Origin of the sequence: Microbulbifer flavimaris, assembly GCF_001641755.2 — a bacterium.
In the GTDB taxonomy this organism is placed as follows: Bacteria; Pseudomonadota; Gammaproteobacteria; order Pseudomonadales; family Cellvibrionaceae; genus Microbulbifer; species Microbulbifer flavimaris.
This window is the reverse complement of sequence record NZ_LRFG02000002.1, coordinates 642,366-666,906: the sequence shown is the minus strand read 5'-3', so window position 1 is coordinate 666,906 and position 24,541 is coordinate 642,366. Positions and strand designations below refer to the sequence as shown.

The following is a 24,541-nucleotide window of genomic DNA, read 5'->3' as shown; positions in this document are numbered from 1 at the left end:
TGTTATAACTGGGGCGCTTCGCGCCCCTTTTTTTTGCCGGGAAACAATATGCTTGTGGAACAAACCCAAAAAAATAAAACCCCCGCAGCCTTCATTGACAGTGCCAATCAGGCGCTGAAAAAAGGTATGTTTGCCGATGCGGCTGCGATAATGCGCGAGGGAGTTTCCAGCTATCCACGGGAGGTGGGCCTGTTTCCCCTGGCTATACGCACCCTGATTTATACTGGCGAACATGGGGAGGCCAGTGCCCTCCTCGATCAGTATGCGCGGCTTGCCCGGGGGAATGACCATCACAGTGGACTCTGTGCCGAACTGTATGCACTGGTACAGAAACAGGCGGAGGCGGTGCGGATATATCGGCCGCTCGCCAGCGGGGGTAATCGCGATGCCCGCTACAATCTCGGTGTTAACCTGCTCGCCATCGGTGAGCTGAGTGAAGCGGAGCAGGTGCTGGAAGACCTGGTGGCGGAGGATCCCAACGATGCACAGGCACTGCTCGTACTCAGTGGTCTGCGCCGGGTAACAGCTGACAGTAACCATATCGAGCAGCTGCAGCGAACCTTGCGTAACCAGAAACTCCCGGCCATGGAGCACTTGAAGCTTCACTATGCACTGGGCAAGGAGTTCGAGGATCTCGGGGAGTACGAACAGGCATTCCGGCATTTCCAGTTGGGTGCCGAGAAACGTCGCTCGATGCTGAAATATCGAGTGGAGTCAGATCAAAAAACACTGGCGCTTATTGCGGAGCATCACAACCGTCTTGAACCAGTGAATTGCGATTCCAGCGCCGGGCAGGAAGCAGTGTTTATTTTTGGTCTGCCGCGTTCGGGGACCACACTGGTCGATCGCATTCTCTCCAGCCACAGCCGCTGCGACAGCTTCGGGGAGATCACCGATCTCCCCATGGCATTGATGGTGCTCGCCGGTAGCAGCCTGCCGAAAGAGCGACTGGTACAGGAGACCGCCCACTGGGCTCCGGAAAAGATTGCCGGCAGTTACCTCGGGCGGCTGAGTAATTTTGCCTCAGGTGCCGAAAAGCATATCGACAAAACGCCACTGAATTTTCTCTACGCGGGCCTGATTGCCCGCTCGATGCCCGGCGCTACCATGATCTGGATGGAGCGCCACCCGCTGGATGCCTGCTTTGCCATGTACAAGACGCTGTTCAAGATGGGCTATCCGTTCTCGTACAGCTTTGAGGACCTGGCCGCCTATTACCTCGCCTATGACCGTCTCAAGCGTCACTGGCAAGAATTACTGGGTGATCGCATCCGCTTCCAGTCCTACGAAAAACTGGTGCAGGGTTTCGATCTTGAAGCCAGGGCCCTGGTCAAGACGGCGGGGATGGAATGGGAAACCGACTGTGGCGAATTCCACAAGAATCGCAGTGCGGTAGCCACTGCCAGTTCTGCCCAGGTGCGCCAGCCACTGTACAAGCGGGCCGTAGCACACTGGCGTAAATACGAAGAGCAGCTCGCACCGCTGGCTGACGCCCTGCGGGCTGGCGGTGTCGAACTCGACTGACAGCCCCCGCAACCGTGCCCCTAGTCAGGTTGGCGATGATGGGATGAGGCTCGTCACGCCGACACAGGCCAATATCCAGTTTTGCGCGGGAGATCGGTTTCCGCGGACTGGATCCCGGATCAAGTCCGGGATGACGGGATAGGGGTCGTTATGCCGGCGCAGGCCGGCATCCAGCCTGTGCCTCCTTACTGCGCCAGCGCATTGACTAGCGCCTTACCCCTGTCTTTCAGGGCGATGCAGAGCTGTATCTGTTCACCGGTCTGGTCCAGGCTGCGGCGGTAGCCTGGAGTCTGCGCACCGTGTGTCTCGAACAGCTGTTGCAACTGCTGCAGTTTCTCCGGCTCACAGAAGGCGCGTGCAAATCCCGGCGTGCGACGACGCCACTGGGCGGGGATTTTCTTCACTATCGTGGGGAAGTTGGATTGCAACCACTGCCAGTGCTGGTCTTTCACTGCAGGCTGGGCCAGTGCATGTAGCAACAGGCCGAAGGTTTCCCGGGGGCCGATCGCATCCCCAAGTGCCAGTTCGTGGATCTGCTCCAGTTGCTCGGGGTCATTGCTGCCACCGATGGCGTTGGCGCTGGCGTTCTCAAAGCGGGGGTCGTCGATCTCGCTGCGAATCTTCACCAGATGTGGCAGGAAGTCGGCGCCGGCATCCTGAACTGCGACGGTCAGGGCCGCCTCATAGAGGTCGGAGTCCAGCGCGGCTTTATCCTGCTCGCCCTTGAAGCCGGTGAAAGCAATGGCTTTGTCGGTCAGGGCTTTGCGGGTGTCGGGGTCATCCCCTGTCAGGGCCATAAAGCTCTGCAGCTCACTATGCAGAAGCTTCTCGTCGTTGTCGTCACTTCCTTCGGTGCGCTGCAGTACGGGCTGATACAGGGATTGCAGGAAATCAAGGAAAGCCTGTTGTTGCTCATCATCCACATAGTTGCGACGGTATTTTTCCAGGTGGCCCAGCGGTGCACTGACCACCTGGCGGCGATCCGAGTTGGCCGACTTCCTCATTACTTCAATCAGTGTCGCTTCCGGCAGGGTGCCCGCCTCAAAAGCGGCGAAGGCGCTGTCGATCACGGACATCGCCTCAGTGGGGGTCAGCTCATCAAAAGTCGCCAACAGGGACTGCCACTGCTCCGGTGACAGAGTCCAGCGGTAGTAGCCGCTGCCCTTGGCATTGGGCAGCAGCCACTCGGGGCAGATGCCACCGCTGATGGCCAGGGTCTGCTCTGCCTCTTCCATCATTACGCACTGCCGGCCGGCATCACTGCGCAGGCACACGGGGATGGTCCATTTGGTGGCGACACTCTCGATGGGTGAGCCCAGCGGCTTGTAGCGCTGCTGTTTGATATTGACCTGGGCGGCGCCGTTACCGCACTCCAGTGTGACATCCAGTTGCGGCACACCTTTCTGCTCCACAAAACTACGGAAGGTTTCGGTCAGTTCTGGCGTATTGGTCTCCTCACCGATAACGCGATAGAAATCCTCAGAGTTGGCGACACCATCGGCAAAGGTCTCGATATAGCGGCCCAGTGCCGGGCGGAATTTTTCCGGGCGGAAATACTGGTCCACCATATGAATGACGCCGAGGCTCTTGTCATAGGTAATGGCGTCGTAGGCGTTGCGGATCTCGTTATTGTCCTCGATGGGTTCACGGATGGCGCGGGTGCTGGCCAGGGAGTCCAGCTGCATGGCGCTGATCGCTTCCTCGGCAGCATTGAGCTCGTGGCCGCCCTCCGGTTCCATGATGGTCAGTGCCAGCGGCGTACCCCAGGTGGAAAAGCCTTCTTTCAGCCACAGGTCATCCCACCAGGGTGGCGTCACCAGATTGCCAAACCACATATGGGCGATTTCGTGGGCGTGGATCTGCAGCAGCGCCAGTCGTGCGCCGGGTGCCGGGTCGTTCCCCACCAGAATGCGCTGTTCGCGGTAGGTGATGGCGGCGGAGAGTTCTGTCGCCCCGCTGGGCCACTGCGGTGCAGCGATAATATCCAGTTTCTCGAACGGGTAGGGGCGCTTCAGCTCGTTCTCAAAAATCTCCACCATGCGCGGGGTGATATCGAGGATGTAACTCATATCCTGTCCGCGCCCCTTGCGGGCAAAGCCACGCAGGGGGATGGGCTTGGTGCGGTACTGGCTCGGCGGAATAGCCGCGCGCTCCACCATATCGAAGGGACCAACAGAGAGTGAGAGCAGGTAGGTGGGCGTGGGGCGCGTGGTGGCGAAAGTCACCTTCTCCAGGCCCTCGCCCGCGGGCTCACGTTTGATCTCGGCGCCGTTGCTGATGGCGGCATAGCCTTGCGGCACGGTCAGCGTAATATCGAACGGTGCCTTGAGGCCGGGCTCGTCGAAGCCGGGAAGGTATTTGCGCGCCTGAATGGATTCGGATTTGGCCAGCGCATACGCATTGCCCTGCTCTTCCACCTTGAACAGACCCGCCAGGTTGCGATCGAACGGCGCGCTGTAATCCATTCGCAGGGTAAATGCGCCCTCGGGCAGGGGTTCGGCGAAGCTGACCCTGGCGACACCACTTTCCAGCACTTCGCTGTACTGGCCGTCCACCGTTTTGCCATCCTCCAGCACCGCAGTGACGGCGCTGACCTGTAAGTTTTTGCCGTGCAGCCAGACATGCTTGGCATCGAAATCCAGGTCGATATCGATCGCTACACTGCCGGAGAAATCGTCCTCGCGCGGATCGATCAGCAGATCCAGCCGGTAGGCGGTCGGTGTAACGCCCTCCGGCAGGCGTCCGGCGGGAGCCTCGTCGGGGATTCCGGCGGCTCTCTCAGGTGCCTCCGCTTCGGCTGTCTCGGGGACTTCGGTGGCGGTCTGCATCTCCTCATTACTGGATGGCTTGTTCGCATCCTCGGCGGGGCTGCAGGCCAGTAAGGCCGCGAGGGGTAGCGCCAGCAGGCTGCGCAGGGCGGTGTGCTTCATGGTGTTTCTATCTCTCTTCCATTCGCGGGAGCTGAACGGATTGTAACTGTTCAGTCAGCTTCTTGCCGAAGTCGCGGGGCCCGTATCTGCCCTGTGGCCGGGACTGTCATCCTCTGAGCAGTCGGAAAAAGTCCGACGGATGTGCAGTTCTCGTCTAAAATTGTTCTTTTTTTGATCAATCAAAACCTGTAATGTGTGGGCTTCATCCTGGCCAGGGAGGGCATAGAAGAAACAAACCCTGGTGGTCAGAATATGGTTTCTCGAACGCTCACACTGCTGGTAATTTGTTCCGCTTTTTTGCTTTCAGCCTGCAGCGCGCGGGAGCTGGCCGACGATGCCTGGTACCAGGTGGACACCGAGAACTTCCGTATCGTCACCAATGGTGACCCGGAAGCCATCGATACCCTCGCCCGCGATCTGGAGCGCTACCGCGCCGTTGCGCTGAAGCTTCTGCACACAGAGGACCGGGGCAAAAAGCTCACCATCTATGCCGCAGCAGACCGCACGACCTACGCCGGGCTGGTGGGTCCCGAGCTGGCGGAAATCACCAATGGCCTGTTCGACACCACCGCCCAGGGCAGCTATGCACTGGTGAATCTGGATGGCCGCAGCGGCAAGCGCCAGCTGAAAGCACGTGAATTCCTTTTTCACGAGTACACCCACTACCTGAGTTACAACGGCAACACCGTGCACTACCCCTACTGGTACAGCGAGGGTTTTGCCGAGTTCATGTCCACCATGACCTTTCCCGAGGCGGGGCGTTATCAGCTGGGTGCCATTCCCCAGGAACGGGCCCTGACCCTGATCTATACCGCGCCGATGCCGCTGGAAGAGCTGCTGCGTGCCACTGTGATCAATACCCCGGATGAAGAGAAAGGTCGTGTCTATGCCAGCGGGTGGATGCTGACGCACTGGCTGCTGATGGAAAGCGGCAAGGTGGAGCAGTTCAAGGATTATGTGAAAGCGTACAACCGAGGAGACGATCCGGTAAAAGCGCTGGAGAAGAGTTTCGGCGTGACGCTGGAGCAGGTAGAAGAGCGCTATAACGCATTGTTCCAGGACGGCAGCTTCGAGATGGCGGCCGGTGCTGTACCGGCTGACTTCAAGGAAGTCAGCCCGGACATGCGCCAGCTTTCCCCGCGCACTGCGGTGGCTGAGGTGGCTCGCTTCCTGGTGATGTCGGGCTACAATCCGGATGGCCTGGGTGCATTGCTGCAGTACGCACAGGCCGAGGGCCTGGAGAGCTCCGAGCTCACTGTTACCTATGCCGAAGCGGCAATACAGGTAGGGGACTTCGAGTTCGCCGAGGAGCTGCTCTCAACTATCCCCATGCACGACCGCAACAAGTTCTGGTTCCAGAAAGCGGATGCCTGGCTGGTGCTCAACCGGCAGATGTATACGCCGGGACCGGAGCGGGACCGTGATCAGCTGAAGAAGGCGCGCGACAAGTTTGTACACCTTGTTAACAACGACGAAGACACTGCGTCTCACTGGTACGGACTGGCCATGAGCATGGAAATGCTGGACTACCCCCGTGACAAATACCTGGAGATGCTGGAGCAGGCCTATCTGCGCGCCCCGCGCCAGGTCCATATCGCCCAGTGGCTGGCCATGGAGCTGTACCAGAAAAAAGATGCGGAATACTTCGCCCAGGTTGCCCAGCCCCTGCTGATGGACCTCACCGATGAGGACGAGTACAAGCAGATCAAGGATATGCTGGTGGAGATGGAAGGAGTGGAGAAGAAGCAAAAGACTTCTATCCTCGCACAAAAGGAAGGTTAACCCCCCCGATCCTGTTCCGTGGTTAGTTAAGCCCTGCACGAGAGTGCGGGGCTTTTTGTTGTGATACCTTAACAGGCAGAATACTCGCTGATGATGCAGCAAAGGCCTGAGAGGGATCTGGCGGATGATCGATTTGAATGATTGGCGATCGGCAGGTGCAACTTTCAATTTTTCCGGCCGCTCGATCTTTACTCGTCGTGGCGGCCAGGAGGGCGCGCCACCTCTACTGTTGATACATGGCTTTCCGACGTCGTCCTGGGACTGGAACAAGGTCTGGCATCCGCTGGCCGAACGCTATTCGCTCTACACCCTGGATATGCTGGGGTTCGGCGACTCCGCCAAGCCCCGGGATTGCGCCTACCTGATTGCGCAACAAGCGGACCTGATCGAGGCCTGGCTCTCCAGTGAGGGTATACAGGAGTACCATGTTCTCGCGCATGATTACGGGGCCACTGTCACCCAGGAGTTGCTGGCTCGGGATAACAGCAGGCGTGAGGATGACAGGCAGGGTCGTTGTCGGCTTCGCATCCAGACGGTCTGTCTGTTGAATGGCGGCTTGTTTCCGGAAACCCATCGTCCGGCGCTTATTCAGCGCTTGTTGTTGTCGCCTCTCGGGCCGCTGGTTTCCCGGCTTACCAGCAAGGCAAAGCTGGCCAGCAATCTGCAGGAAATCTTTGGCGAAAAGACGCCGCCGTCTGAACAGGAAATCGAGAGCTTCTGGGAGTTGATCCGCTGTAATAACGGTGATCGAGTGATGCATCGCTTGATTGGCTATATGACCCAGCGACGAAAAAATCGAGCGCGGTGGGTGGGGGCACTGCAGCAAGCCAATGTGCCGGTCAAGCTGGTTAACGGCATTGCCGACCCCATCTCGGGCGCCCATATGGTGGCACGCTTTCGGCAGTTGATTGACAAGCCGAATATCACCGAGCTCAGCGGTATCGGGCACTATCCCCAGCTCGAGGCACCCGATGCGATGACAGAGGCCTATTTCACCTTCCGGGATGGGGTCCCAGAGCAGGTAACGGCTGAGCAGCGTGAGCTGGTAACCGCTCAGCCCTGAGCACTAACGCCTGAATCCTATCATACGATCTTATTGCGCCAGCAGCTGTATCTCCATCTCGGCATGGGGCGCGCTAGAGTCTTTGTTTCTGGAGAGCTGGCTGTCCGCATAGGCTTCTTGCGTCTGCAGGCGATTCTGCACCAGGCGCAAGTTGTTCTGTGCGATACCGTCCTGCGGATTGAGATTGAGCGCGTGGATGAAGCTCTGCTGGGCGAGTCGCATTGCGCCCAGGCGACGATAGACCGTGCCGAGTCCACCCCAGAGAACGCTGGAGTCGTCATCGAGGTTGATCGCATTGCGCATATGCACAAAAGCCAGCTCCATCTCATCCCGCAGCATGGCCTCCATGGCGAGGTTGTTTAGATACAAGGACTTGGCTTCCCGGTCACTCAGGCGGTGCAGGTTCTTACCGTGGTAAATGCGATAGTCCTGCTCGATGATAAATGGCCTGCCGTCGATGACCACCACGGCATTGATATGGGACACGTTCTGTCGAAACCGCACGCCGCTGTCTGATTCCGAAAACTGGCTGCTGCTATTGATCGCCCCCTGATTGACATAGGCCTCGAGGCCGACGTGGCGTGCCATGGCGACGATCATCGCGGCGTGGGAAACGCAGTTCCCTTGCTGCTGGGCAAAAGCCTCTGCTGCCGAAGTCGTTCGATTGAGGTCGTACTGCAGATAGGCACCGCGGGTCTTCAGATCTTGAAGTACGGCATTCATGCGCTCCACCGGGCTGTTGCCCCTCGCCTTGGACCGTAGATAGCTGCGCATTTCTTCGCTTACCAGAAAAAGCCTGTTACCTGCCGAGCCCTCCTCGTTGGCAGTTTCGAGCAAAGTTGTTGGCGCCTGCAGTAGCGCCGCCGGCTCAATACCAGCCTGGCGGCTCGCTTCCACTGCATTGTTTGATGCGCAGGCAACCTGGAACAGTGTTGCCAGCAGTAAACAAATCCGAATCATGTTGAGGCCTCCCTGTAGTGCCTCAATAAGATCGTGGATCGGTGGAAAATAGTTGCAGCAAAGTGATTAGTGCACTGCTTGCAGGGACAAGTGGAGTGAGCTCTTTTGTTGTGGTCGGTGAAGCGAATGGAACAGCCGATCAGTAACATCCGCGACCAGAAAAGCCACTTTTTTATTCAACCTGCAGCACCTTCCACTCGTCGCGAGGGTACTTGTCCGACCAGTAAAGGACGTCTAGCGCAACATTTATTTTTATAGTCTGTATGGCGTTCCCCGCAATTTACATGCCAGATGAAACTTGGCAGCAAAATTGTGAGACGTTGCACAATTTCTTCCGTAGTGCATTAATGGGTACTCCAAAAAACAATGCATCCGATAAACATAAAGGCGAAACCGTGAAGGATCGAAAGTTTGCTAGAGGCATAACTCTCCTGTCTGTCTTGATGGCAGCGCTGCTCACTCTGGTTGCTTGTGGGAAAAGCGACCGTGAAGTTGGGCAGGAAGGGCAGTCCGCGCAGGTGGGTATAGAGGAAATGACGCCAGCAGTGGAGCCAGCAGAGCCGCAGCCACCAGCTTTTGAAAACTATACCGAGCAAGGTGACCTCGCTTCGATTCGCGAGCACGGGACTTTGCGCCTGTTGGCACCGGTCGGGCTTACCGACCTGTCCCTGCCGCGGGACGGCCTCCCCAGCAGTACCTGGCGCGAGTTGGCGGAAAAATTTGCGCGTAGCCGCGGTCTCGAGCCCCAGTGGGTATACGTGCAGAGCTTCGCTGACCTGATACCGGCGCTGACGGAAGGGCGCGGTGATGTCATTGCCATCAACTTCACCCGCACGGAGTTTCGTGCCGAGGAAGTGGCGTTCACCCGCCCGCTTCAATATGTCCGTGAATTGCTGGTCACTCGTGCCGATATGCAAGCGGCAGGAAATGATGAGCCCCTGTTGGTAGCCGTGCGGCGTGGCAGTGCCTTCGCGCACTCACTGGCTTCCGCAGTCCAGAAAAGTGACTCTCCATCCGCCACAGGCGACGATACGGCGAATAACGGCCGGTTTGAAATTCGCTATCTCGACGAACCGGTGGATCACGATTCCCTGCTGGGCGCGGTCGCTTCTGGCGAGTATCCCGCCACCGTGGTGGATAGCAACCTGGCTGATGCCCTGCTGCCCTATTACCCGCAGCTGGCAGTGAGTGAAACTCTGCATGCCCAGAGAGCCATTGCCTGGGCGGTTCGGAAAAAAGCCCCCGATCTGGAGCAAGCTCTCAATGAGTTTCTCACCGAGGAGCACCTGATCGCCGACCAGTTGCGTGAACGACCCCTGCGAGATTGGGAAGAAATCAAAAAGAGTCGCACGTTAAGAGTCCTTACCCGTAACCATCCGGCTTCCTACTTTATGTGGAAGGGTGAGCTGATGGGGTTTGATTACGACCTGCTGAAGCGATTTGCCAAAGAGCAGGGGCTACGACTCAGTATGGTTGTTCCAGGCCCTGATGTTGACCTGGCGGAAGCGCTGAATGCGGGGTTAGGGGATATGGTGGCGGCATCCCTGACCGTCACCGATGCGCGTCGTGAGCAGGGGCTCGCCTTCACCCGGTCCTATATGCAGGTTGAGGAGCAAATTATCGCGGCGGCATCGCATGCGAGCCGTAAAGCTTCCCCCACCCGTGTAGAGGAACTGCTGGCCGGAGCGCAGGTTGCAGTCAATCCTCTGACCAGTTATCACGACAACCTGCGAACACTCGCCCAGAATCAAGAGAAGCCTCTGCAGCTTGTCACCGTAGAGGGTGCAACCACCGAGCACCTGATAGAGGCAGTCGCTAATGGGGACTATCCGTTTACAGTGGCCGATTCCCATCTGGTTGATATTGAACGCACTTATCGCGATGACTTTACCGTGGTGGGGACCCTTCCGGGAAAGCAGGATATCGCCTGGGCTGTGCGCAATGACCAATCGGAACTGTTGCAAAAGCTGAACGGCTTCCTCAACGCAAAATACCGTGGCCTGTTCTTTAACGTCACCTATAACAAGTATTTCAAAGAGAGCAAGCGCAGGCATGAACCATTGCAGGATCGCCTCCGCAGTGCCAAAAGGCTGTCGCCATACGATCCGATTGTGAAGCGGTATGCCTCCGAGCTGGATCGCGACTGGCGTATGGTAGTGGCACAGATGTATCAGGAAAGCCAATTCGATCCCCGGGCGCGATCCTTCGCCGATGCCCGCGGACTGATGCAGGTGCTGCCCCGCACTGCGCGGGAGCTGGGCGTTGGCGACCTCTACCAGCCAGAAAATAATATCCGTGCGGGTGTTACCTATCTGGACTGGCTGGAGGATCGCTTTCCCAAACGCCTCGAATTCGATCAGCGAATATATTTCACCCTGGCGGCCTACAACGCCGGTCACGGACATGTTCGCGATGCGCGCAAGCTCGCACAGAGTCTCGGCAAGGACCCGGATCGCTGGTTTGGGCATGTCGAGGAAGCGATGCTCCTGCTCAGCAAGCCGGAATATTATCGCCAGGCGCGTTTCGGCTATGTGCGCGGCCGCGAACCGGTCCAGTATGTCCGCAAGATCCGGGACCGCTATCTGGGTTATCTTTCCGTGGCGCGCAAGGAGCAGCTCGGCAATCAACAGCTCTGACAGCCTGAGGTATGTGAACTTCAGACGAATTTCCCCGGCCTGCAACCAGGCCTGCAGCGCCCCTCTTCATGGGGCGCTTTTTTATGCCGCCTGTTTCGCCGACTCTCTTTACCTGCATGTACCACTGACCTTGGAACCGTGACTCGCGCGGTTGGCAGGTCATTCTTCTTTTGGGTGGGGATGTTGCGGCCAAGTTGGCGCTGAATTCAAATTTTTGCGTCTATCAACTTAACGTATCTGATGACAGGTTTGCGAGGCCGATCTCAATTCAGCATGGTCGACTCTCTGGTCAGCACGATTGTTTTATTTATTCGGGTTTAGCGCCGCTAATATTTTACGGTTCGCCGCTAAAGAAAAATAAAAGCATAAAAACCGATGATCGGAGAAAACATCATGCAGAAAGCAAGTCTGTTAATTTCCCTCGCTGTGACCACTGCGCTGTTATCCCTGAACACCTCTGCCGCACCCGCGAAGGGAACAGCAGCCGGTGACAGTATTACCATGGGGTTCGCAGCGGACTGTACCGGCAATACCTTCTTCACTGGCGGATTTTTCTGCCTGCTGGGAGGCGATCAACCGGAACACAGTTGGTTTGATGGCTGGGATAGCAGTGTCAACAGTGTCCATGACAAGTACAAGGCGCTGGACCCCAATGTTGCGGCCAACAAAAATGCCGCCCGTTCCGGTGCAGAGATGCGCGGTGGCAGCGATAGTTTCAGTGTGCAGGCTGACCGTATTCTCACGGAAACCGTGGTCGCGGATCATGTTGAAGTGGTGCTCGGAGGCAACGATATCTGCAATCGGGATTGTATTGACCCGGCCAACTGTACGGACCCACTCTATAGCGAAAGCGAATGGCGCGGGGCGGTACAGGCGGGACTCGACAAGCTGGTAAACGGGCTTCCCGCGGGTTCAACAGTCGTGCTGGGATCGGTACCACGGGTTCAGGACCTGCGGGCCGCAGGCCTTGCCAAGCAAAGCGGCAATTGGCGCGTTAACTGTGAAAACGCCTGGTCGTCATTTGGTATTTGCCGGATCGCCACGGATGGCGGCACTATGAACGGTGAATCTTTTGCGACCCGCTCCGCCGGTATCGAGGCAGCGCAGCAGCTGTACAACGAAGTGCTGCAACAGGAGGCTGCTTCCTATAACGGCCTCAATGGCGTTGAAGTAGTCGCGGAATACTCCGGGCAGGACCAGGCCAATGTGGGTACCTTCCAGTTTGGCAAGGATGATATCGATGGTGGCGATTGCTTCCACCCCAGCATCCAGGGCCAGAATACCGTGGCAGACCTGATGTGGAACGGTAATCCGGACAAGTAACTGAAGCGCGGTGAACAGGGCCCCTGCCGGGGCCCTACTCATTTTAGGAGCGGAAAAACCGTGGCAGCGGATAATTAACCAGACAAGGCTCAGTCAGAGTCGCCACTGCTGCTGTCCTTGTCGCCTTCTGAGGGCTGTTCAAAGTAGCCCTTGTCCTCGACGACATACTGGAGACGCTGGGGCAGGCCGTTGCGCATAAAGGTCACATCAATGACTTCACCGCTGGTCAATGCGTCCCAGAGCTGATTCTGGCCGCTGTGCACCCAGGTATCATTCACCCTTACCACCACGTCTCCCTCCTCAAACCCCAGGGCAGTGAAGAACTCATTACTCTCAATACCCTCAAGCCGAAGCAGATTGTAGCCGTCCACCACAAGTTCGGCCTCGACGAACTTCTGCTCCAGGTCCTCGCGATTGCGAAGCTGTTCCTGCAGCCACTGCTGCCCCAGCGGTAAGACCCCAGACGGGGCAACGAGCTTGCGTGACTCCCCTTCGGGCTGCTCAATGCGGCGCAGGGTTTCCTCATCCCGCTCTGTGGAGCCGGTCTTGGGTACATGTACATAATCGCCGTCCGATCCACGCAGCATCAGGCGCTCCCGGCGGCCATCCACGTCCAGGATCACGTGGCGTTCATGCACGCGCTCGAGTGTGATTGCGGGCATGAGGGTATCTCCGGGAGTGAACGACTTGGCCTGCGCGCCCCGGACACGGATCAGCGCGGATGATTGATCCGCCCGGGAAGCGACGCTGGTCCCGGTCAGCTCCAGGGGCAGCTCTGTCTCGGGGATACCTTCAGTTGAACGTCGCCAGCGTGCAGCTTGCGGGTGGGGTGATGCGGGATCGTGCCCCAGGCGCAGGAGCTCCTGATCAACCCACATGGCGTAGTGGTCCAGCGTTTTGGGGCCCTTGATATAGAGCCCGTTCACAAAGCTAACCGGGACACTCTGAAGCCCCAGATCGCGAGCCAATGCAATATCCTGCTCTATGTCATCGCTGAATACCGCTTTTTTCAGACACCTTGTAAACTCGCCTTCATGGAAACCCTGTTGAATGGCAAGTAGCGGGTAGCTCTTCTCCTCAAGTGTTTTGGCTCGTGCGTAGAGGCCATCTGCGTATGACCATGGTGCTGCCTGGTCCCCTGCACAGCGAGCAGCCTGCGCGGCCCGTTTGCCCTGCCGGTGGTAGTGCATGGGGAAGTCAAAAGGTACGAGCGAAAGCCAGCCAGCGTAACGATTGAGCAATTCGCGCATCACGAGATTTGTGGAAGCGCAGTGCACAGATTGATAAGAACAGAAAAGCGCAAGAATCACTGGCGCATCGGGATTGCCTCGCAGTCTGCGCTCGCTGGTGCTGATCGTGAGTCTGGGCGGCTGGGGGTAGGGTAGTAGCCAGTCAACAGTTGGCTTGTCCCCACCGTTCCCTGCTTCTCTGGCCGATAGCAGCTGTTTTTCCACCAGTGACTTCAGGGTGTTGAAGCGCAATTCATATTCGGCGATGGCCAGGTCGTGCCTTTCGAGCCGGATTTTCTGGTCCACCTCCGCCAAAGTGATGGCGTTATCGCCAACTTGGGCGACCACTGGATTAACTTTTGCTTGCTCTGTGCTTCCGGATGGATTGTCAGGCCCACAGGCAGAGCAGATCAGGGGTAAAATCAATACGATGAGCAGCCGGTAAGCGCTTCGGCTCCGTCGACTCCGGTAATAGCGTTCATCCATGCGCGTAATCCCTGTGATCATTATTCTAATTTTGTTGTATCACACGGCGTTTTTGTGCTCCACAGTGGCCGCCTGTTGCTGCGAGGGGGTGCGGATTATCTGGCGCATAAACAAACTACTTTTCCGGAAATTGGTGTTCAGGTGTCAAGATCACACACCCACTGTCGCCCTGCCAAACTGACGGATCAGGCCGGAGATCCATTGTCGACACTCCGGGTATTGGTCTGCATCGAGCACGAATTCCTGCCCCCTTGCCGCACTTTGTAGCTGGCAGAACCCCCGTGTCCGGTTCCTTGCACCAGGCAGCCAGCGCTCGCATTTGTTGTGATAGCTGAGGGGAGTTCGGTCCGGAAAGGGGAAAAAGTATGCCGGTAGCCGCCAGAGCGAAGGCTTGGAGGAATCCGGGGCTGTCAGTACCAGGCGGGGGGATACCGATGGAAAAATACCGGCTCCCGGCAAGAACTGTTTGGCTCGTGGTAACCTGAACTGGTCGGCTGCCAGATACAGGGTGTTGGCGCGATCGGGGCCAATTTGAAAGTGCGGATGGTAGCGTGCCCACGGGAGACTCGTCTCGCTAAGTTCATCCACCTGCTGAATATCACCGATTGCCAGCCAGCCCCAGAGGATATGCCGTGCGGCTGCATTCTTTACAAACCGCCAGTGGCCAAGTGAGCATTCGACGGGTCTGAACAGTCCGAAGAACAGAAACAGGTCTCCAATCTGTACACCCTGGCGACGCAAATGTCCCTGCGCCGCGCCGGTCTGGCCGAGCAATGGCCTCCACTCCAGTGACCGCGCCAGTGCCTCCGGGTACATATCCGGATCGAGGTGTGCTGTCTGTTTTCCGGTATAGCGCCCCCGGGTCAAGTCATTCACCAGCTCGCCGATATCGGTGCCACCATGCTGGATCTGGTCGTACTGAATGCGCGATTTGGCATCGGGGATGGGCAGAGGGTACAGGGTGCCGTCAGGAAAAATCGGGCTCGGACAGCCGCCGGCGGAGGAGTCGAAACCTTTGCGGCTAAGAATCAGGCGCATTGCAGGCCTTACCTTTCTGTCGTGGATTTCCGGCCAGTAGATCGCTTGCTGAGCATGAGTACAGCAGGCACTGCCCGGCCCTGGTCGAAGATTTTCTCACCGTTAACGTACAGCGCTGTGGAGCCGCCGCCGTCGAGATTCATTGCATTGACACAACCCACCTGAAGGAGTCTATCTGGGAGTTCATCCAGTCGTGCGCTCCGCGTGACGTAAATCAGGGTATGTTGTTTGCTGGTGATACAAATTGCCGTCCGGGGGCGACGATCATCCAGCCGCAAACCCGATCCCCAGAAGATTTCCTCCTGAAAGGTCAGGTAGGGTCTGCCATCTTTGAGCAGGCGTGGTCCACCGCCAATACCCCAGTCGAGATCAAGGGAACGTCCATTTGCACGGGCGGGGGGAGTCAACGGTGCATCATCGCTTCCGGAGTAGGGCAGTGGCGTCCGGTATTGCCGCGGAATCGATTCGCCGGGATGATGATAAATCCACCCCAGTTTTGGCTGACCGCTACGGTCGACCCAGAAAGCGCTGCGCATAACAGGATATGTGGTGCCCCCGCGATTCACCGAGCTGGCATTTTCTGCGAGTACTTGGCCGCGATGGGCAACAAATGAGAGAGCCCTGTCACCGGAGAAAAAGCCACCATTGACGACAGCAAGTGCAGCCGGGATTTTCGCCCACTCACCCATGGCTCTTGCCGTGTCAGACAGTACGGGAACTATCTGGAGATGCGAGCCTTCCACCGGGATGGATAAGAAAAAACTGTTTCCATCCGCTTTATGGACGCGCAGGGGGGGATGATCACTACCCCCCTTGTCGTCCGAGGCGGCCACATTGTTCGCCAGTGCACTGATCACCACGAAGGCGATCACCGCCAACGATACCGTACCGCCTGCTGGCCATGCTGCACGAGATCGGCAGGCAAAGCATTTTCCTGCACACTTTGTATGATTAAAAGCACGCTGATCCACTACAGTGCAAACCTGGAAATATAGTGACAGATATCCAACATCCTGGTGCTGCCGGTAAATTCGAATTTCACCTTGCCGAGTGAAGAAAAGTAGATCTCCAACTCTGAGTCCAGGTCAAAAGTTCCGGATGACTCCACAGAGTAGGCGACGATATTTTTGTAGGGCAGGGATGTGAAATCCTTTTTGCTACCCGTGAGACCCTGCACGTTAACAGCAATAATGCGCTTGCTGGTAAATACCACTCCATCACGGAATGACTTGAAGGAATCCAGCACTTCCTCGCCATCGAGCAGCAGTGGTGCCACTTTCGCCGCGAAGGCAGCATTCTGCTTTAGCTTGAAGAATCCTTTGTTTTCAAAGTCGATCATAATGTGTCCTTTAATTGCAGAATATTGTTGTTACCGCCTTTTGGGGCGATCTTTAGTGACCCTACCGACACAGTATCGCTATCAGAAGAGTCTGGGCTGAGTGCCTGCTCATTGGTGACGATATAGCGCTCGATTTATGTTCTGGGTCTCGAGGTGCTTTGCCCTTGGTCGTCAACTATGGACGGTCCATCCTCAATTCCAGCGGTACTGGAGAGGTGCCTCCGGGCTACATTCGGGTTTTTTATATCACGAGTGGATTAGGCCTTCGAGGTTGTCGAATTGCGCATACATTCGAGCCGCTACCATGGAAGCTACGGAAAGGACGGTAACGATGGAGTCTCTGCGGGCTGACTCTGAAGAGAAGGTGTGGGCCTGGTAGGTGGGTAGTTAAGAGGCGGGCTCTCACTTGCGCTTGGATGAGCCGGTTTATCTGCCCTTTGCTCGGGTGTATCTGTGGCGAGATCGAAGGCCGCCGATAGGCGGCCTTGCCTGAATCAGAAGTTGCGGGACCAGCCGAAACGCAGGATATCCTGGCTCATGGTCAGCTCCGCTTCACCGCCGCCGAAGGCAGCGGGGATGGAGTTGTCTCCCTGTACGGACTCCTCGAAAGCATGGGCGTAGGACACGGTGAACTCTCCCAGGGCCGTGCGCCAGTCAGCACCAATGCTGACGTGATCTTCGATCACGCCGGGGGCGAGAATATTGATGAAGGCCTCCTCTGCCGGAATCGGCTGCTCGGCGTGGCTGATACCGGCGCGGAGGGTGAGGTCATCAGTAGCCCTGAAGGCTGCCCCCAGCTTGGAGACTTCAACATCCTGCCAGCCGAAACCCGGGCCACCATCGGCACCCAGCGGTTTGCCCTGGAACAGCAGGCTGAGGGAATTACCCACGGAGCCGGTATCGCTGTACAGGATACGCTGCCAGTCGGCGGCCAGGGTCAGGCGCGGTGTGGCGCTCCAGCTCAGGCCGACCGCGTAGTTTTCCGGAATATCGAAGCCGCCGCCGTCGGCAAACAAGCCCTCGTAGCGCTCGAATTCTCCGGTTTCGATACGGGAAGACCATGTCAGGCCAAGGCTCAGGTCTTCGCGCAGGCGACCGATCCAGCCCAGCTTCACTCCCCAGCCGTGGGCGGTGTCATGGCCGCGATTGGTAACATTACCCGCGCTGGCGGAAACAAACGGGTTATCAAAGGCCTGTAATCCGGTGGCCTCAAAACGCTGCACCGCGAAGGTAGTGGCGATACCGAAAGCGTGATCCGGGGTCGGGCGGTAGGCCAGTGACGGGGTGATAAACAGCTGGCTCAGGTCGACCCCGGCTTCACCGCTGGAGCCGAAAGCGGCGAACGGATTGCTCCGGTAGCCGGTATTCATGCCGCCGTTGCCGTAAACCGCAACACCCCAGCTCAGTTGTGAGGAGAGCATGCGAGTATAGCCGAACTCCGGAATGACAAAATCGCTCTTCTCATTGCCATCGTAATCGCCGTCCGCACCGGCCAGGTTGCCGCGAATGCGCGCGCTGCGATCGGGGCTGAATACGGTGAAACCCACATCCAGTCGGTTACCCATCAGTACCCGCCGGATTGTTGGCAGCGGCCAGCGCATCCTGTGGCAGGGCCACGCCAACGCCTGCCATTGCCTGCGCCTTCGGGCCTACCCCTTCAACGAAATAACCATTGGTGGCTTCGGCGCAGTACACGGTAAACAGTGCGGCTGCGGAGAGTGCTGCGGCAGACAGCTGGGCGATCTTCTTGCTCATTGATCCTACTTTCGGGCCTGGTGCTTGGTAAAAGGTCTTTTGCGGGGCGAGGATTCTACGGGCCTGACGTTATAACCGTGAAATACTAAAAATTTCTATTCTTATGCATAAAAGGAGGCGTTTCAGAAGAGGTCTGAGTGCGGGGGTAGATTTGAAAAAGACGGGTAGCAACGGGTCGTTGCTGATCTGGAAAGCTTCCAGGCAAGCAATATCAAGCGCTACCACTTCAGCTGGGGAATGTTGCTGAGGGCAAAATGGTGGCTGTTGATGTTAAAACCCTCGGTTGGGGCTCGCTCCCCCGGAAGGTCCAGGGGAGCGCAGTTCAGCCCTGTGCGGGGATCAGTTACTCGGGAAGGAGAACTGGGCACCCTCGCGCACGCCACTGGACGGCCAGCGCTGGGTGATGGTCTTGCGGTTGGTGTAGAAGCGCACACCGTCGGGGCCGTAAGCGCTCAGGCAACCGAACAGGGAACGCTTCCAACCGCCGAAGCTGTGGTAGGCAACCGGCACTGGCAGCGGTACGTTGATACCCACCATGCCGACGAGAATGTTGTCACTGAAGTAGCGCGCTGCCTCGCCGTCGCGAGTAAAGATGCAGGTGCCGTTGCCATACTCGTGATCGTTGATCATCTGCATGGCCTCCTCCATGCTCTTGGCGCGCACCACCAGCAGTACCGGGCCGAAGATTTCCTCTTCGTAGCAGGTCATGCCCTGCTTCACATTGTCGATCAGGGTACCGCCGACAAAGAAGCCGTTTTCAAAGCCTTTCACTTTCGGGTTGCGGCCGTCCACCACAATGGTCGCACCCTGTTCCTCAGCGCTGGCGATATAGCCGTTCACTTTGTTCATATGTGCTTCGGTGATCACCGGGCCGAAATCGTTGCTGCTATCGCTGTAGGCGCCAACTTTCAGCTTCTGCATTTCGCCGCTCATCTTCTCGATGAACGTATCCGCAGCCTCGTCGCCCACGCAGACGGCAACCGACAGAGCCATACAGCGCTCGCCGGAGGAACCGAAGGCAGCACCGGTCAATGCGGCAACGGCGTTGTCCATGTCGGCATCGGGCATGATGATGGCGTGGTTCTTGGCACCGCCGAGAGCCTGGCAGCGCTTGCCGTGTGCGCTGGCGGTGGAGTACACGTACTCTGCAATCGGCGTGGAGCCGACAAAGCTGACCGCCTGTACTTCCGGTGCAGTCAGCAGGGTGTCTACGGCAACCTTATCGCCGTTGACCACGTTCAGGACGCCATCCGGCAGGCCGGCTTCCTGCAGCAGCTGGGCCAGGTAGATAGCGGCGGACGGATCGCGCTCGGACGGTTTCAGCACGAAAGTATTGCCGCACACGATAGCCAGCGGGAACATCCACAGCGGTACCATGGCCGGGAAGTTGAACGGGGTGATACCGGCCACCACGCCCAAGGGCTGCATTTCACTCCAGGAGTCGATGTTGGGGCCCACATTGCGGCTGTGCTCACCTTTCAGCATCTGCGGTGCGTAGCAGGCGAAGTCCACGTTCTCGATACCGCGGGTCAGCTCACCCATGGCGTCGTGGGAGATCTTGCCGTGCTCTTCGCCGATCATCGCGCAGATCTGTTCCGCGTTTTCCTCGAGCAGCTGCTTGAACTTGAACATCACCTTGGCGCGCTTGGCCGGCGGCGTGTTGCGCCAGGCGGGGAAAGCGGCCTGTGCCGCGGCGATGGCCTCTTCGACGGTTTCCTTGGCGGCGATGGCGACCTGCTTGGTCGCCTCCCCGGTGGCCGGGTTGAATACGTCCTGGGTGCGCTCGGCGGCCTCATTGACCTGACCGTTGATGTAATGACCCACAATGCTCATGAGTAAACCTCTCTATTTTTTAGATCTATAAAATTTGTTTCTCGTCGTGCCGGACTTGATCCGGCATCCAATGCCCGCTGGCATTTAGCTTCGTTACACTGGATCCCGGCCTGCGCCGGGATGACGACGGTGGTCTGAAATAAAAAGCGCTCGACCCCCTGAAATCTGGGTATCAGTGTCCGGGGTGGCCGGTTACTTTTAGCGCCTGCTTACTGGCTGTCGGCCACCAGCTTGATACAGTCACCCAGCGCACTCACCAGGCGATCGATTTCCTCCGGCTCGGCGACAAACGGCATGCCCAGCTGTACGGTGTCGCCCCCGTAACGCACATAGAAGCCCTTCTCCCACATCTTCATGGCGATCTGGTAGGGACGCAGCAGCGGTTCGCCCGGTGCGGCTTCGATGGTGAGGCCGGCGGCGACACCGCAGTTGCGGATATCGGTGACCAGCGGCAGGCCTTTCAGTTGGTGTACACGCTCTTCGAGCACGGTAGCCAGTTCGCCAGCGCGGCTGAACAGGTTTTCTTTTTCCAGGATATCCAGGGAAGCCAGCGCTGCGGCACAGGCTACCGGGTGGGCGGAGTAGGTGTAACCGTGGGGCAGTTCCAGCAGGTAGTCGTGGCCACCCTGTTCCATGAAGGTGTCGTAGATCTCTTGCCTGGCGATTACCGCACCCATGGGCACGGCACCGTTGGTCAGCTGCTTGGCGGTGTTGAGAATATCCGGAGTAACACCGAAGGCCTCGGCACCGGTAGCGGCGCCCATACGGCCAAACGCGGTGATCACCTCATCGAAGATCATCAGGATATTGTGCTGGTCGCAGATCTCACGCAGGCGCTGCAGGTAGCCCTTGGGCGGCGGCAGAACACCGGCGGAGCCGGCCATGGGCTCGACGATCACTGCGGCGATGTTGGAGGCATCGTGCAGGGCGATCAGCTCCAGCAGTTCATCGGCCAGGTGGGCACCCTCTTCCGGCATGCCCTTGCTGAAGCGATTTTCCGGCAGCACGGTATGGGCCAGGTGGTCGGCATCCACGGCGGTCCCATACAGGGCGCGGTTGGCGCCAATGCCGCCGACGCTAATGCCGCCGAAGTTCACTCCGTGGTAGCCCTTGGCGCGGCCGATCAGCTTGGTCTTGGTGGGCATGCCCCTCTTGCGCCAGTAGGCACGGGCAATCTTCAGCGAGGTCTCGGCGGATTCGGAGCCAGAGCCGGTGAAAAACACCCGGTTCAGTCCCTCCGGCATGAACTGGGTGATGCGCTCGGCCAGTTCAAAGGCCTTCGGGTGGCCGAACTGGAATGCGGGCGAGTAGTCGAGGGTGCGCAACTGTTCGCTGACCGCATCGGCAATTTCCGCGCGGTTGTGGCCCGCGCCGCAGGTCCACAGGCCGGACAGGCCATCGAAAATGCGGCGGCCGTCGGCACTGGTGTAGTAGCAGCCATCGGCACCAGTGATGATGCGCGGATCCTTCTTGAACTGGCGATTGCCCGTGTAGGCCATCCAGTGGGCGTCCAGCTGTGCCTGGGTCAGCCCGGCGAACTTGTCACTCATTCTTATTCTCCCGGAAACACTCGGTATGACTGTGGAATGGCAGTGACTTTAGGTGAGCTTCAAAGTTGCATAAATTGCAATTTATCGACGTTTGGTTTCATATTTATGAAACTATGTTTTGAGAGATGACCGATGGGACGCAAACAGGCCGCCCTGCTGGGCCAGCTGAGTGATATCGACCTGCGGTTGCTGCGGGTCTTCCGTGCCGTAGCGGAGGCCGGGGGCTTCTCGGCTGCGGAGCTGGAGCTGAACGTGGGGCGCTCCACCATCAGCCGTCATATCAAGGATCTGGAGGTGCGCCTGGGGGTGACCCTGTGCCGGCGCGGCCGCGCCGGTTTTGCCCTGACCGAGGAGGGGCGGCAGATCTACCAGGCGACATTGAAACTGCTCGCCTCCCTGGAGACGTTCCGCGGCGAGGTGGCCGATGTACACAAGCGTATGACCGGCCATATTGCCATCGCCCTGTTCGACAAGATGGTCACCAACCCTGCCGCCCAGATCGGCGAGGCCCTGCGCCAGTTCGATGACCTGGCACCGGAAGTGAGCCTGGATATCCATATCGAGCCCACCAACGAGATCGAGCGCGGGGTGATGGAGGGGCGCTTTCAGCTGGGAGTGATCCCCACTCATCGGGCCTCACCCAGTCTCGACTACCAGCACCTGTTCTACGAGCAGATGTATCTCTATTGCGGTTACCGTCACCCGCTGTTCGAGACTGCGGATATCTCCATCGACGATGACGCCATCAGGAACTGCAAATATGCCGGCCTCGGCTACCACTCACCAAATATGGAAGTGGGCAACAAACTGGGGCTGGAGCGGGATATCACCGTCAACGACCAGGAGGCCATCGTCCACTGCCTGCAGTCCGGCCGCTATATCGGCTACCTGCCGGATCACTATGCGGAGTCATTTGTGAAGAAGGGTGAGATTCGTGCGATCTGCCCGCAGCGCTATCAGTACCAGTGTGATTTTGTGGCGATTCAGCGGATATCGCCGAAGCCGTCGCGGATCGTTAAGGCGCTCTGGGACTGCTTGGCAGCTGTGCACGCCGGGGGATGAGAATACTCGTGCTGGATTGCGGGAAGGGAGGGGCCGCGGATGTGGCCCCTCTGGTCCAAGAGGTTAGACCGCAGTAGCAATCCGGTCGATATAAGGCGCCAGCTCCGGCTTGTACTCGAGAATCTCCTCGCGGGACAGGCCGTCGATCTCGTGCGGGAACACCAGCCACTCGCTGGTCTTGTGCAGGTAGTAGTGGGGCTCGCGCTCGGTCTTGTTGTTCTCCGGCTTGTAGTAGGGCGTGGCCACGCGGATTTCCGGGGTGTTTTTCTTGCACGCCGCGTGCAGGTCCTTGATAGTCTGGTCGATGCTCAGGCCGGAATCGTGCACGTCGTCAACGATCAGCAGGTTGTCGTGGGATTCCAGGCGCTTGATCAGGTAGGTCAGGCCGTGCACGCGCACGTGTTTGTCGCGCTGGCCGATACCGGTGTAAGAGGAGGTGCGGATGGCGATATGGTCTGCGTCCACGCCCATCACATGCAACAGTTCCTGCACCGCGATGCCCACCGGCGCACCGCCGCGCCAGACACCGACGATGTAGTTGGGGCGAAAACCGCTCTGGAAGATTTTTCCCGCAAGCGCGTAGGAGTCCGTCAGGAGTTGCTGCGCGCTGATAAAGTGCTTTTTCACGTTGATACCCATAACAGCGCTCCCTCAGAAGAACATGAACTTGGCGGTAAACAGTGCCGCCAGCAGGTAAACACTGATGCTGACATCTTTGCTGCGGCCACTCAGGGTCTTGATCACGGCGTAGGCGATAAAGCCCAGGGCAATGCCGTTGGCGATGGAAAACGACAGCGGCATCATCACCGCAGCCACTACGGCCGGTGCGGCCTCGGTGATATCGTCCCAGTCGATGGATGACAGGCCGGAAGTCATCAGCACGGCAACATACAGCAGCGCGCCAGCAGTCGCATAGGCCGGCACCATCCCCACCAGCGGCGAGAAGAACAGGGCCAGCAGGAACAGGCCCGCGCAGACCACGGCCGTCAGGCCGGTGCGGCCGCCGGCGGCGACACCCGCGGTGCTCTCAACGTAGGTGGTGGTGGTGGAGGAGCCCAGCAGCGAGCCCACTGTAGATGCGGAGCTGTCTGCCATCAGCGCCTTGCCCATACCGGGCAGCTGGCCTTTCTCATTCAGCAATTTGGCGCGGTCCGCAGTACTCAGCAGGGTGCCAGCGGTGTCGAACAGGTCCACAAACAGGAACGCGAAAATGACGCTGATCATGCCCACTTCAAAGGCGCCGGCAATATCCAGCTGCAGGAAGGTCGGGGCCATACTCGGCGGTGCGGACAGGATGCCTGCATATTCCACCTTGCCCATCAGCAGGGCAATCACGGTCACCACGAGGATGCCGATCATCACCGCGCCCAGCATGCGCCGATAGGCCAGGGCTGAAATGACGAAGAAGCCCAGCCCGGCGAGGATGGCATCGCTGGAAGTGAGGTCGCCCAGCGTCACCAGGGTGGCCGGGCTGGCAGTCACGATGCCGGCACTTTTCAGGGCAATAATGGCCAGGAACAGGCCCACGCCAGCAGCCAGTGCCTGGCGCAATGACATGGGAATACTGTCGATGATCCACTGGCGCACCTTGAAGATACTGAGCAGCAGGAACACCACGCCGGAAATAAATACCGCACCCAGGGCTACCTGCCAGCTGTAACCCATCTCACCCACGACTACGAAGCTGAAGAAGGCATTCAGTCCCATACCCGGTGCCAGCGCAAACGGATAATTGGCATAGAGACCCATGATCAGGCAGCCGATGGCCGCTGCCAGGCAGGTCGCCGTGAATACCGCCCCCTTGTCCATGCCCGCCGCGGCCATGATGTTGGGGTTGACGAAGATGATGTAGGCCATGGTCAGGAAGGTGGTCACACCGGCGATCACTTCCTGGCGCACGTTGGTGTCCCGCTCAGAGAGCTTGAACAGCCGTTCCAGGAGGGGGGGCTGCGCCGCGGATTTCGGGGCGGGCGAGCTGGCAGATGCCGGAGTACGGATGTCAGTCATATTCGTGTCCAGTGTCAGCGGTCG

At 58.4% G+C, this 24,541-nt stretch carries 18 protein-coding genes; 6 read left to right on the top strand and 12 right to left on the bottom strand.

The window, feature by feature from the left end; translation table 11 throughout:
- Window positions 1–54 precede the first annotated feature (54 nt).
- Window positions 55–1,524, top strand: a complete 1,470-nt coding sequence (locus AWR36_RS07710) for a tetratricopeptide repeat-containing sulfotransferase family protein (RefSeq protein ID WP_176491112.1) — start codon at window positions 55–57, stop codon at window positions 1,522–1,524.
- A 185-nt stretch (window positions 1,525–1,709) separates the two neighbouring features.
- On the opposite strand, the gene AWR36_RS07705 is transcribed toward AWR36_RS07710, so the two are convergent.
- The gene (locus AWR36_RS07705) at window positions 1,710–4,454 is read right to left on the bottom strand and encodes a M1 family metallopeptidase (RefSeq protein WP_067083346.1); all 2,745 of its coding nucleotides are present in this window, start codon (window positions 4,452–4,454) and stop codon (window positions 1,710–1,712) included.
- Between the two features lie 252 nt (window positions 4,455–4,706).
- Between AWR36_RS07705 and AWR36_RS07700 the strand changes: the two genes are divergently transcribed.
- Both AWR36_RS07700 and AWR36_RS07695 read left to right on the top strand, forming a co-directional pair.
- Window positions 4,707–6,236: a hypothetical protein gene (locus AWR36_RS07700; protein ID WP_067084021.1), complete on the top strand. Its 1,530-nt coding sequence runs from the start codon at window positions 4,707–4,709 to the stop codon at window positions 6,234–6,236.
- Window positions 6,237–6,360: 124 nt separating this feature from the next.
- The gene (locus tag AWR36_RS07695; RefSeq protein WP_067083344.1) at window positions 6,361–7,299 is read left to right on the top strand and encodes an alpha/beta fold hydrolase; all 939 of its coding nucleotides are present in this window, start codon (window positions 6,361–6,363) and stop codon (window positions 7,297–7,299) included.
- 30 nt (window positions 7,300–7,329) lie between these two features.
- Here AWR36_RS07695 and AWR36_RS07690 read toward each other — a convergent pair whose 3' ends face one another.
- Complete coding sequence (locus AWR36_RS07690; protein WP_067083341.1) at window positions 7,330–8,259, bottom strand: transglutaminase-like domain-containing protein; 930 nt, start codon at window positions 8,257–8,259, stop codon at window positions 7,330–7,332.
- A gap of 533 nt (window positions 8,260–8,792) precedes the next feature.
- On the opposite strand from AWR36_RS07690, the gene AWR36_RS07685 reads away from it, so the two are divergent.
- Window positions 8,793–10,895, top strand: coding sequence for an MltF family protein (locus AWR36_RS07685; RefSeq protein ID WP_067104617.1), 2,103 nt, complete (start codon window positions 8,793–8,795; stop codon window positions 10,893–10,895).
- 393 nt (window positions 10,896–11,288) lie between these two features.
- Window positions 11,289–12,218 (top strand): SGNH/GDSL hydrolase family protein, encoded by a 930-nt coding sequence (locus tag AWR36_RS07680; protein ID WP_067084019.1) that lies wholly within the window; start codon window positions 11,289–11,291, stop codon window positions 12,216–12,218.
- Between the two features lie 89 nt (window positions 12,219–12,307).
- On the opposite strand, the gene AWR36_RS07675 is transcribed toward AWR36_RS07680, so the two are convergent.
- The 8 genes from AWR36_RS07675 to AWR36_RS07645 all read right to left on the bottom strand — a co-directional run bounded on the left by AWR36_RS07675 (window position 12,308) and on the right by AWR36_RS07645 (window position 21,448).
- Window positions 12,308–13,795, bottom strand: coding sequence for a thioredoxin domain-containing protein (locus tag AWR36_RS07675; protein ID WP_067083336.1), 1,488 nt, complete (start codon window positions 13,793–13,795; stop codon window positions 12,308–12,310).
- Window positions 13,796–14,083: 288 nt separating this feature from the next.
- Entirely contained in the window at window positions 14,084–14,971 is an 888-nt protein-coding gene (locus AWR36_RS07670) for an Nmad3 family putative nucleotide modification protein (RefSeq protein WP_067083333.1), read from the bottom strand.
- A gap of 8 nt (window positions 14,972–14,979) precedes the next feature.
- Window positions 14,980–15,942: a phosphodiester glycosidase family protein gene (locus AWR36_RS07665; RefSeq protein ID WP_141398493.1), complete on the bottom strand. Its 963-nt coding sequence runs from the start codon at window positions 15,940–15,942 to the stop codon at window positions 14,980–14,982.
- Window positions 15,942–16,310: a PH domain-containing protein gene (locus tag AWR36_RS07660; RefSeq protein ID WP_067083328.1), complete on the bottom strand. Its 369-nt coding sequence runs from the start codon at window positions 16,308–16,310 to the stop codon at window positions 15,942–15,944. Before AWR36_RS07660 ends, AWR36_RS07665 begins: the two co-directional genes overlap by 1 nt.
- A gap of 494 nt (window positions 16,311–16,804) precedes the next feature.
- A complete protein-coding gene (locus AWR36_RS07655) occupies window positions 16,805–17,875 on the bottom strand; it encodes an OmpP1/FadL family transporter (protein WP_197409247.1) in 1,071 nt (356 codons plus the stop codon).
- The gene (locus AWR36_RS16295) at window positions 17,868–18,065 is read right to left on the bottom strand and encodes a hypothetical protein (protein WP_197409246.1); all 198 of its coding nucleotides are present in this window, start codon (window positions 18,063–18,065) and stop codon (window positions 17,868–17,870) included. Before AWR36_RS16295 ends, AWR36_RS07655 begins: the two co-directional genes overlap by 8 nt.
- A 339-nt stretch (window positions 18,066–18,404) precedes the next feature.
- Entirely contained in the window at window positions 18,405–19,898 is a 1,494-nt protein-coding gene (locus AWR36_RS07650; protein WP_067083325.1) for a CoA-acylating methylmalonate-semialdehyde dehydrogenase, read from the bottom strand.
- Between the two features lie 209 nt (window positions 19,899–20,107).
- Window positions 20,108–21,448 (bottom strand): aspartate aminotransferase family protein, encoded by a 1,341-nt coding sequence (locus AWR36_RS07645; protein WP_067083322.1) that lies wholly within the window; start codon window positions 21,446–21,448, stop codon window positions 20,108–20,110.
- A 132-nt stretch (window positions 21,449–21,580) separates the two neighbouring features.
- On the opposite strand from AWR36_RS07645, the gene AWR36_RS07640 reads away from it, so the two are divergent.
- A complete protein-coding gene (locus tag AWR36_RS07640) occupies window positions 21,581–22,510 on the top strand; it encodes a LysR family transcriptional regulator (RefSeq protein ID WP_067083320.1) in 930 nt (309 codons plus the stop codon).
- Between the two features lie 63 nt (window positions 22,511–22,573).
- Here the strand turns inward: AWR36_RS07640 and AWR36_RS07635 are convergent, their stop codons facing one another.
- A complete protein-coding gene (locus tag AWR36_RS07635; RefSeq protein ID WP_067084017.1) occupies window positions 22,574–23,137 on the bottom strand; it encodes a phosphoribosyltransferase in 564 nt (187 codons plus the stop codon).
- A 24-nt stretch (window positions 23,138–23,161) separates the two neighbouring features.
- Window positions 23,162–24,517 carry an NCS2 family permease gene (locus tag AWR36_RS07630; RefSeq protein WP_082679470.1) on the bottom strand — a complete coding sequence of 452 codons (1,356 nt, stop codon included), beginning with the start codon at window positions 24,515–24,517 and terminating at the stop codon, window positions 23,162–23,164.
- Between the last annotated feature and the right edge of the window lie 24 nt (window positions 24,518–24,541).

What these genes read in the sequence shown, in the direction of transcription:
- AWR36_RS07705 (WP_067083346.1), bottom strand. Translation starts at nt 4,454, where the DNA reads ATGAAGCACACCGCCCTGCGCAGCCTGCTGGCGCTACCCCTCGCGGCC.
- AWR36_RS07700 (WP_067084021.1), top strand. Translation starts at nt 4,707, where the DNA reads ATGGTTTCTCGAACGCTCACACTGCTGGTAATTTGTTCCGCTTTTTTG.
- AWR36_RS07695 (WP_067083344.1), top strand. Translation starts at nt 6,361, where the DNA reads ATGATCGATTTGAATGATTGGCGATCGGCAGGTGCAACTTTCAATTTT.
- AWR36_RS07690 (WP_067083341.1), bottom strand. Translation starts at nt 8,259, where the DNA reads ATGATTCGGATTTGTTTACTGCTGGCAACACTGTTCCAGGTTGCCTGC.
- AWR36_RS07685 (WP_067104617.1), top strand. Translation starts at nt 8,793, where the DNA reads ATGACGCCAGCAGTGGAGCCAGCAGAGCCGCAGCCACCAGCTTTTGAA.
- AWR36_RS07680 (WP_067084019.1), top strand. Translation starts at nt 11,289, where the DNA reads ATGCAGAAAGCAAGTCTGTTAATTTCCCTCGCTGTGACCACTGCGCTG.
- AWR36_RS07670 (WP_067083333.1), bottom strand. Translation starts at nt 14,971, where the DNA reads ATGCGCCTGATTCTTAGCCGCAAAGGTTTCGACTCCTCCGCCGGCGGC.
- AWR36_RS07660 (WP_067083328.1), bottom strand. Translation starts at nt 16,310, where the DNA reads ATGATCGACTTTGAAAACAAAGGATTCTTCAAGCTAAAGCAGAATGCT.
- AWR36_RS07655 (WP_197409247.1), bottom strand. Translation starts at nt 17,875, where the DNA reads ATGGGTAACCGACTGGATGTGGGTTTCACCGTATTCAGCCCCGATCGC.
- AWR36_RS16295 (WP_197409246.1), bottom strand. Translation starts at nt 18,065, where the DNA reads ATGAGCAAGAAGATCGCCCAGCTGTCTGCCGCAGCACTCTCCGCAGCC.
- AWR36_RS07650 (WP_067083325.1), bottom strand. Translation starts at nt 19,898, where the DNA reads ATGAGCATTGTGGGTCATTACATCAACGGTCAGGTCAATGAGGCCGCC.
- AWR36_RS07645 (WP_067083322.1), bottom strand. Translation starts at nt 21,448, where the DNA reads ATGAGTGACAAGTTCGCCGGGCTGACCCAGGCACAGCTGGACGCCCAC.
- AWR36_RS07640 (WP_067083320.1), top strand. Translation starts at nt 21,581, where the DNA reads ATGGGACGCAAACAGGCCGCCCTGCTGGGCCAGCTGAGTGATATCGAC.
- AWR36_RS07630 (WP_082679470.1), bottom strand. Translation starts at nt 24,517, where the DNA reads ATGACTGACATCCGTACTCCGGCATCTGCCAGCTCGCCCGCCCCGAAA.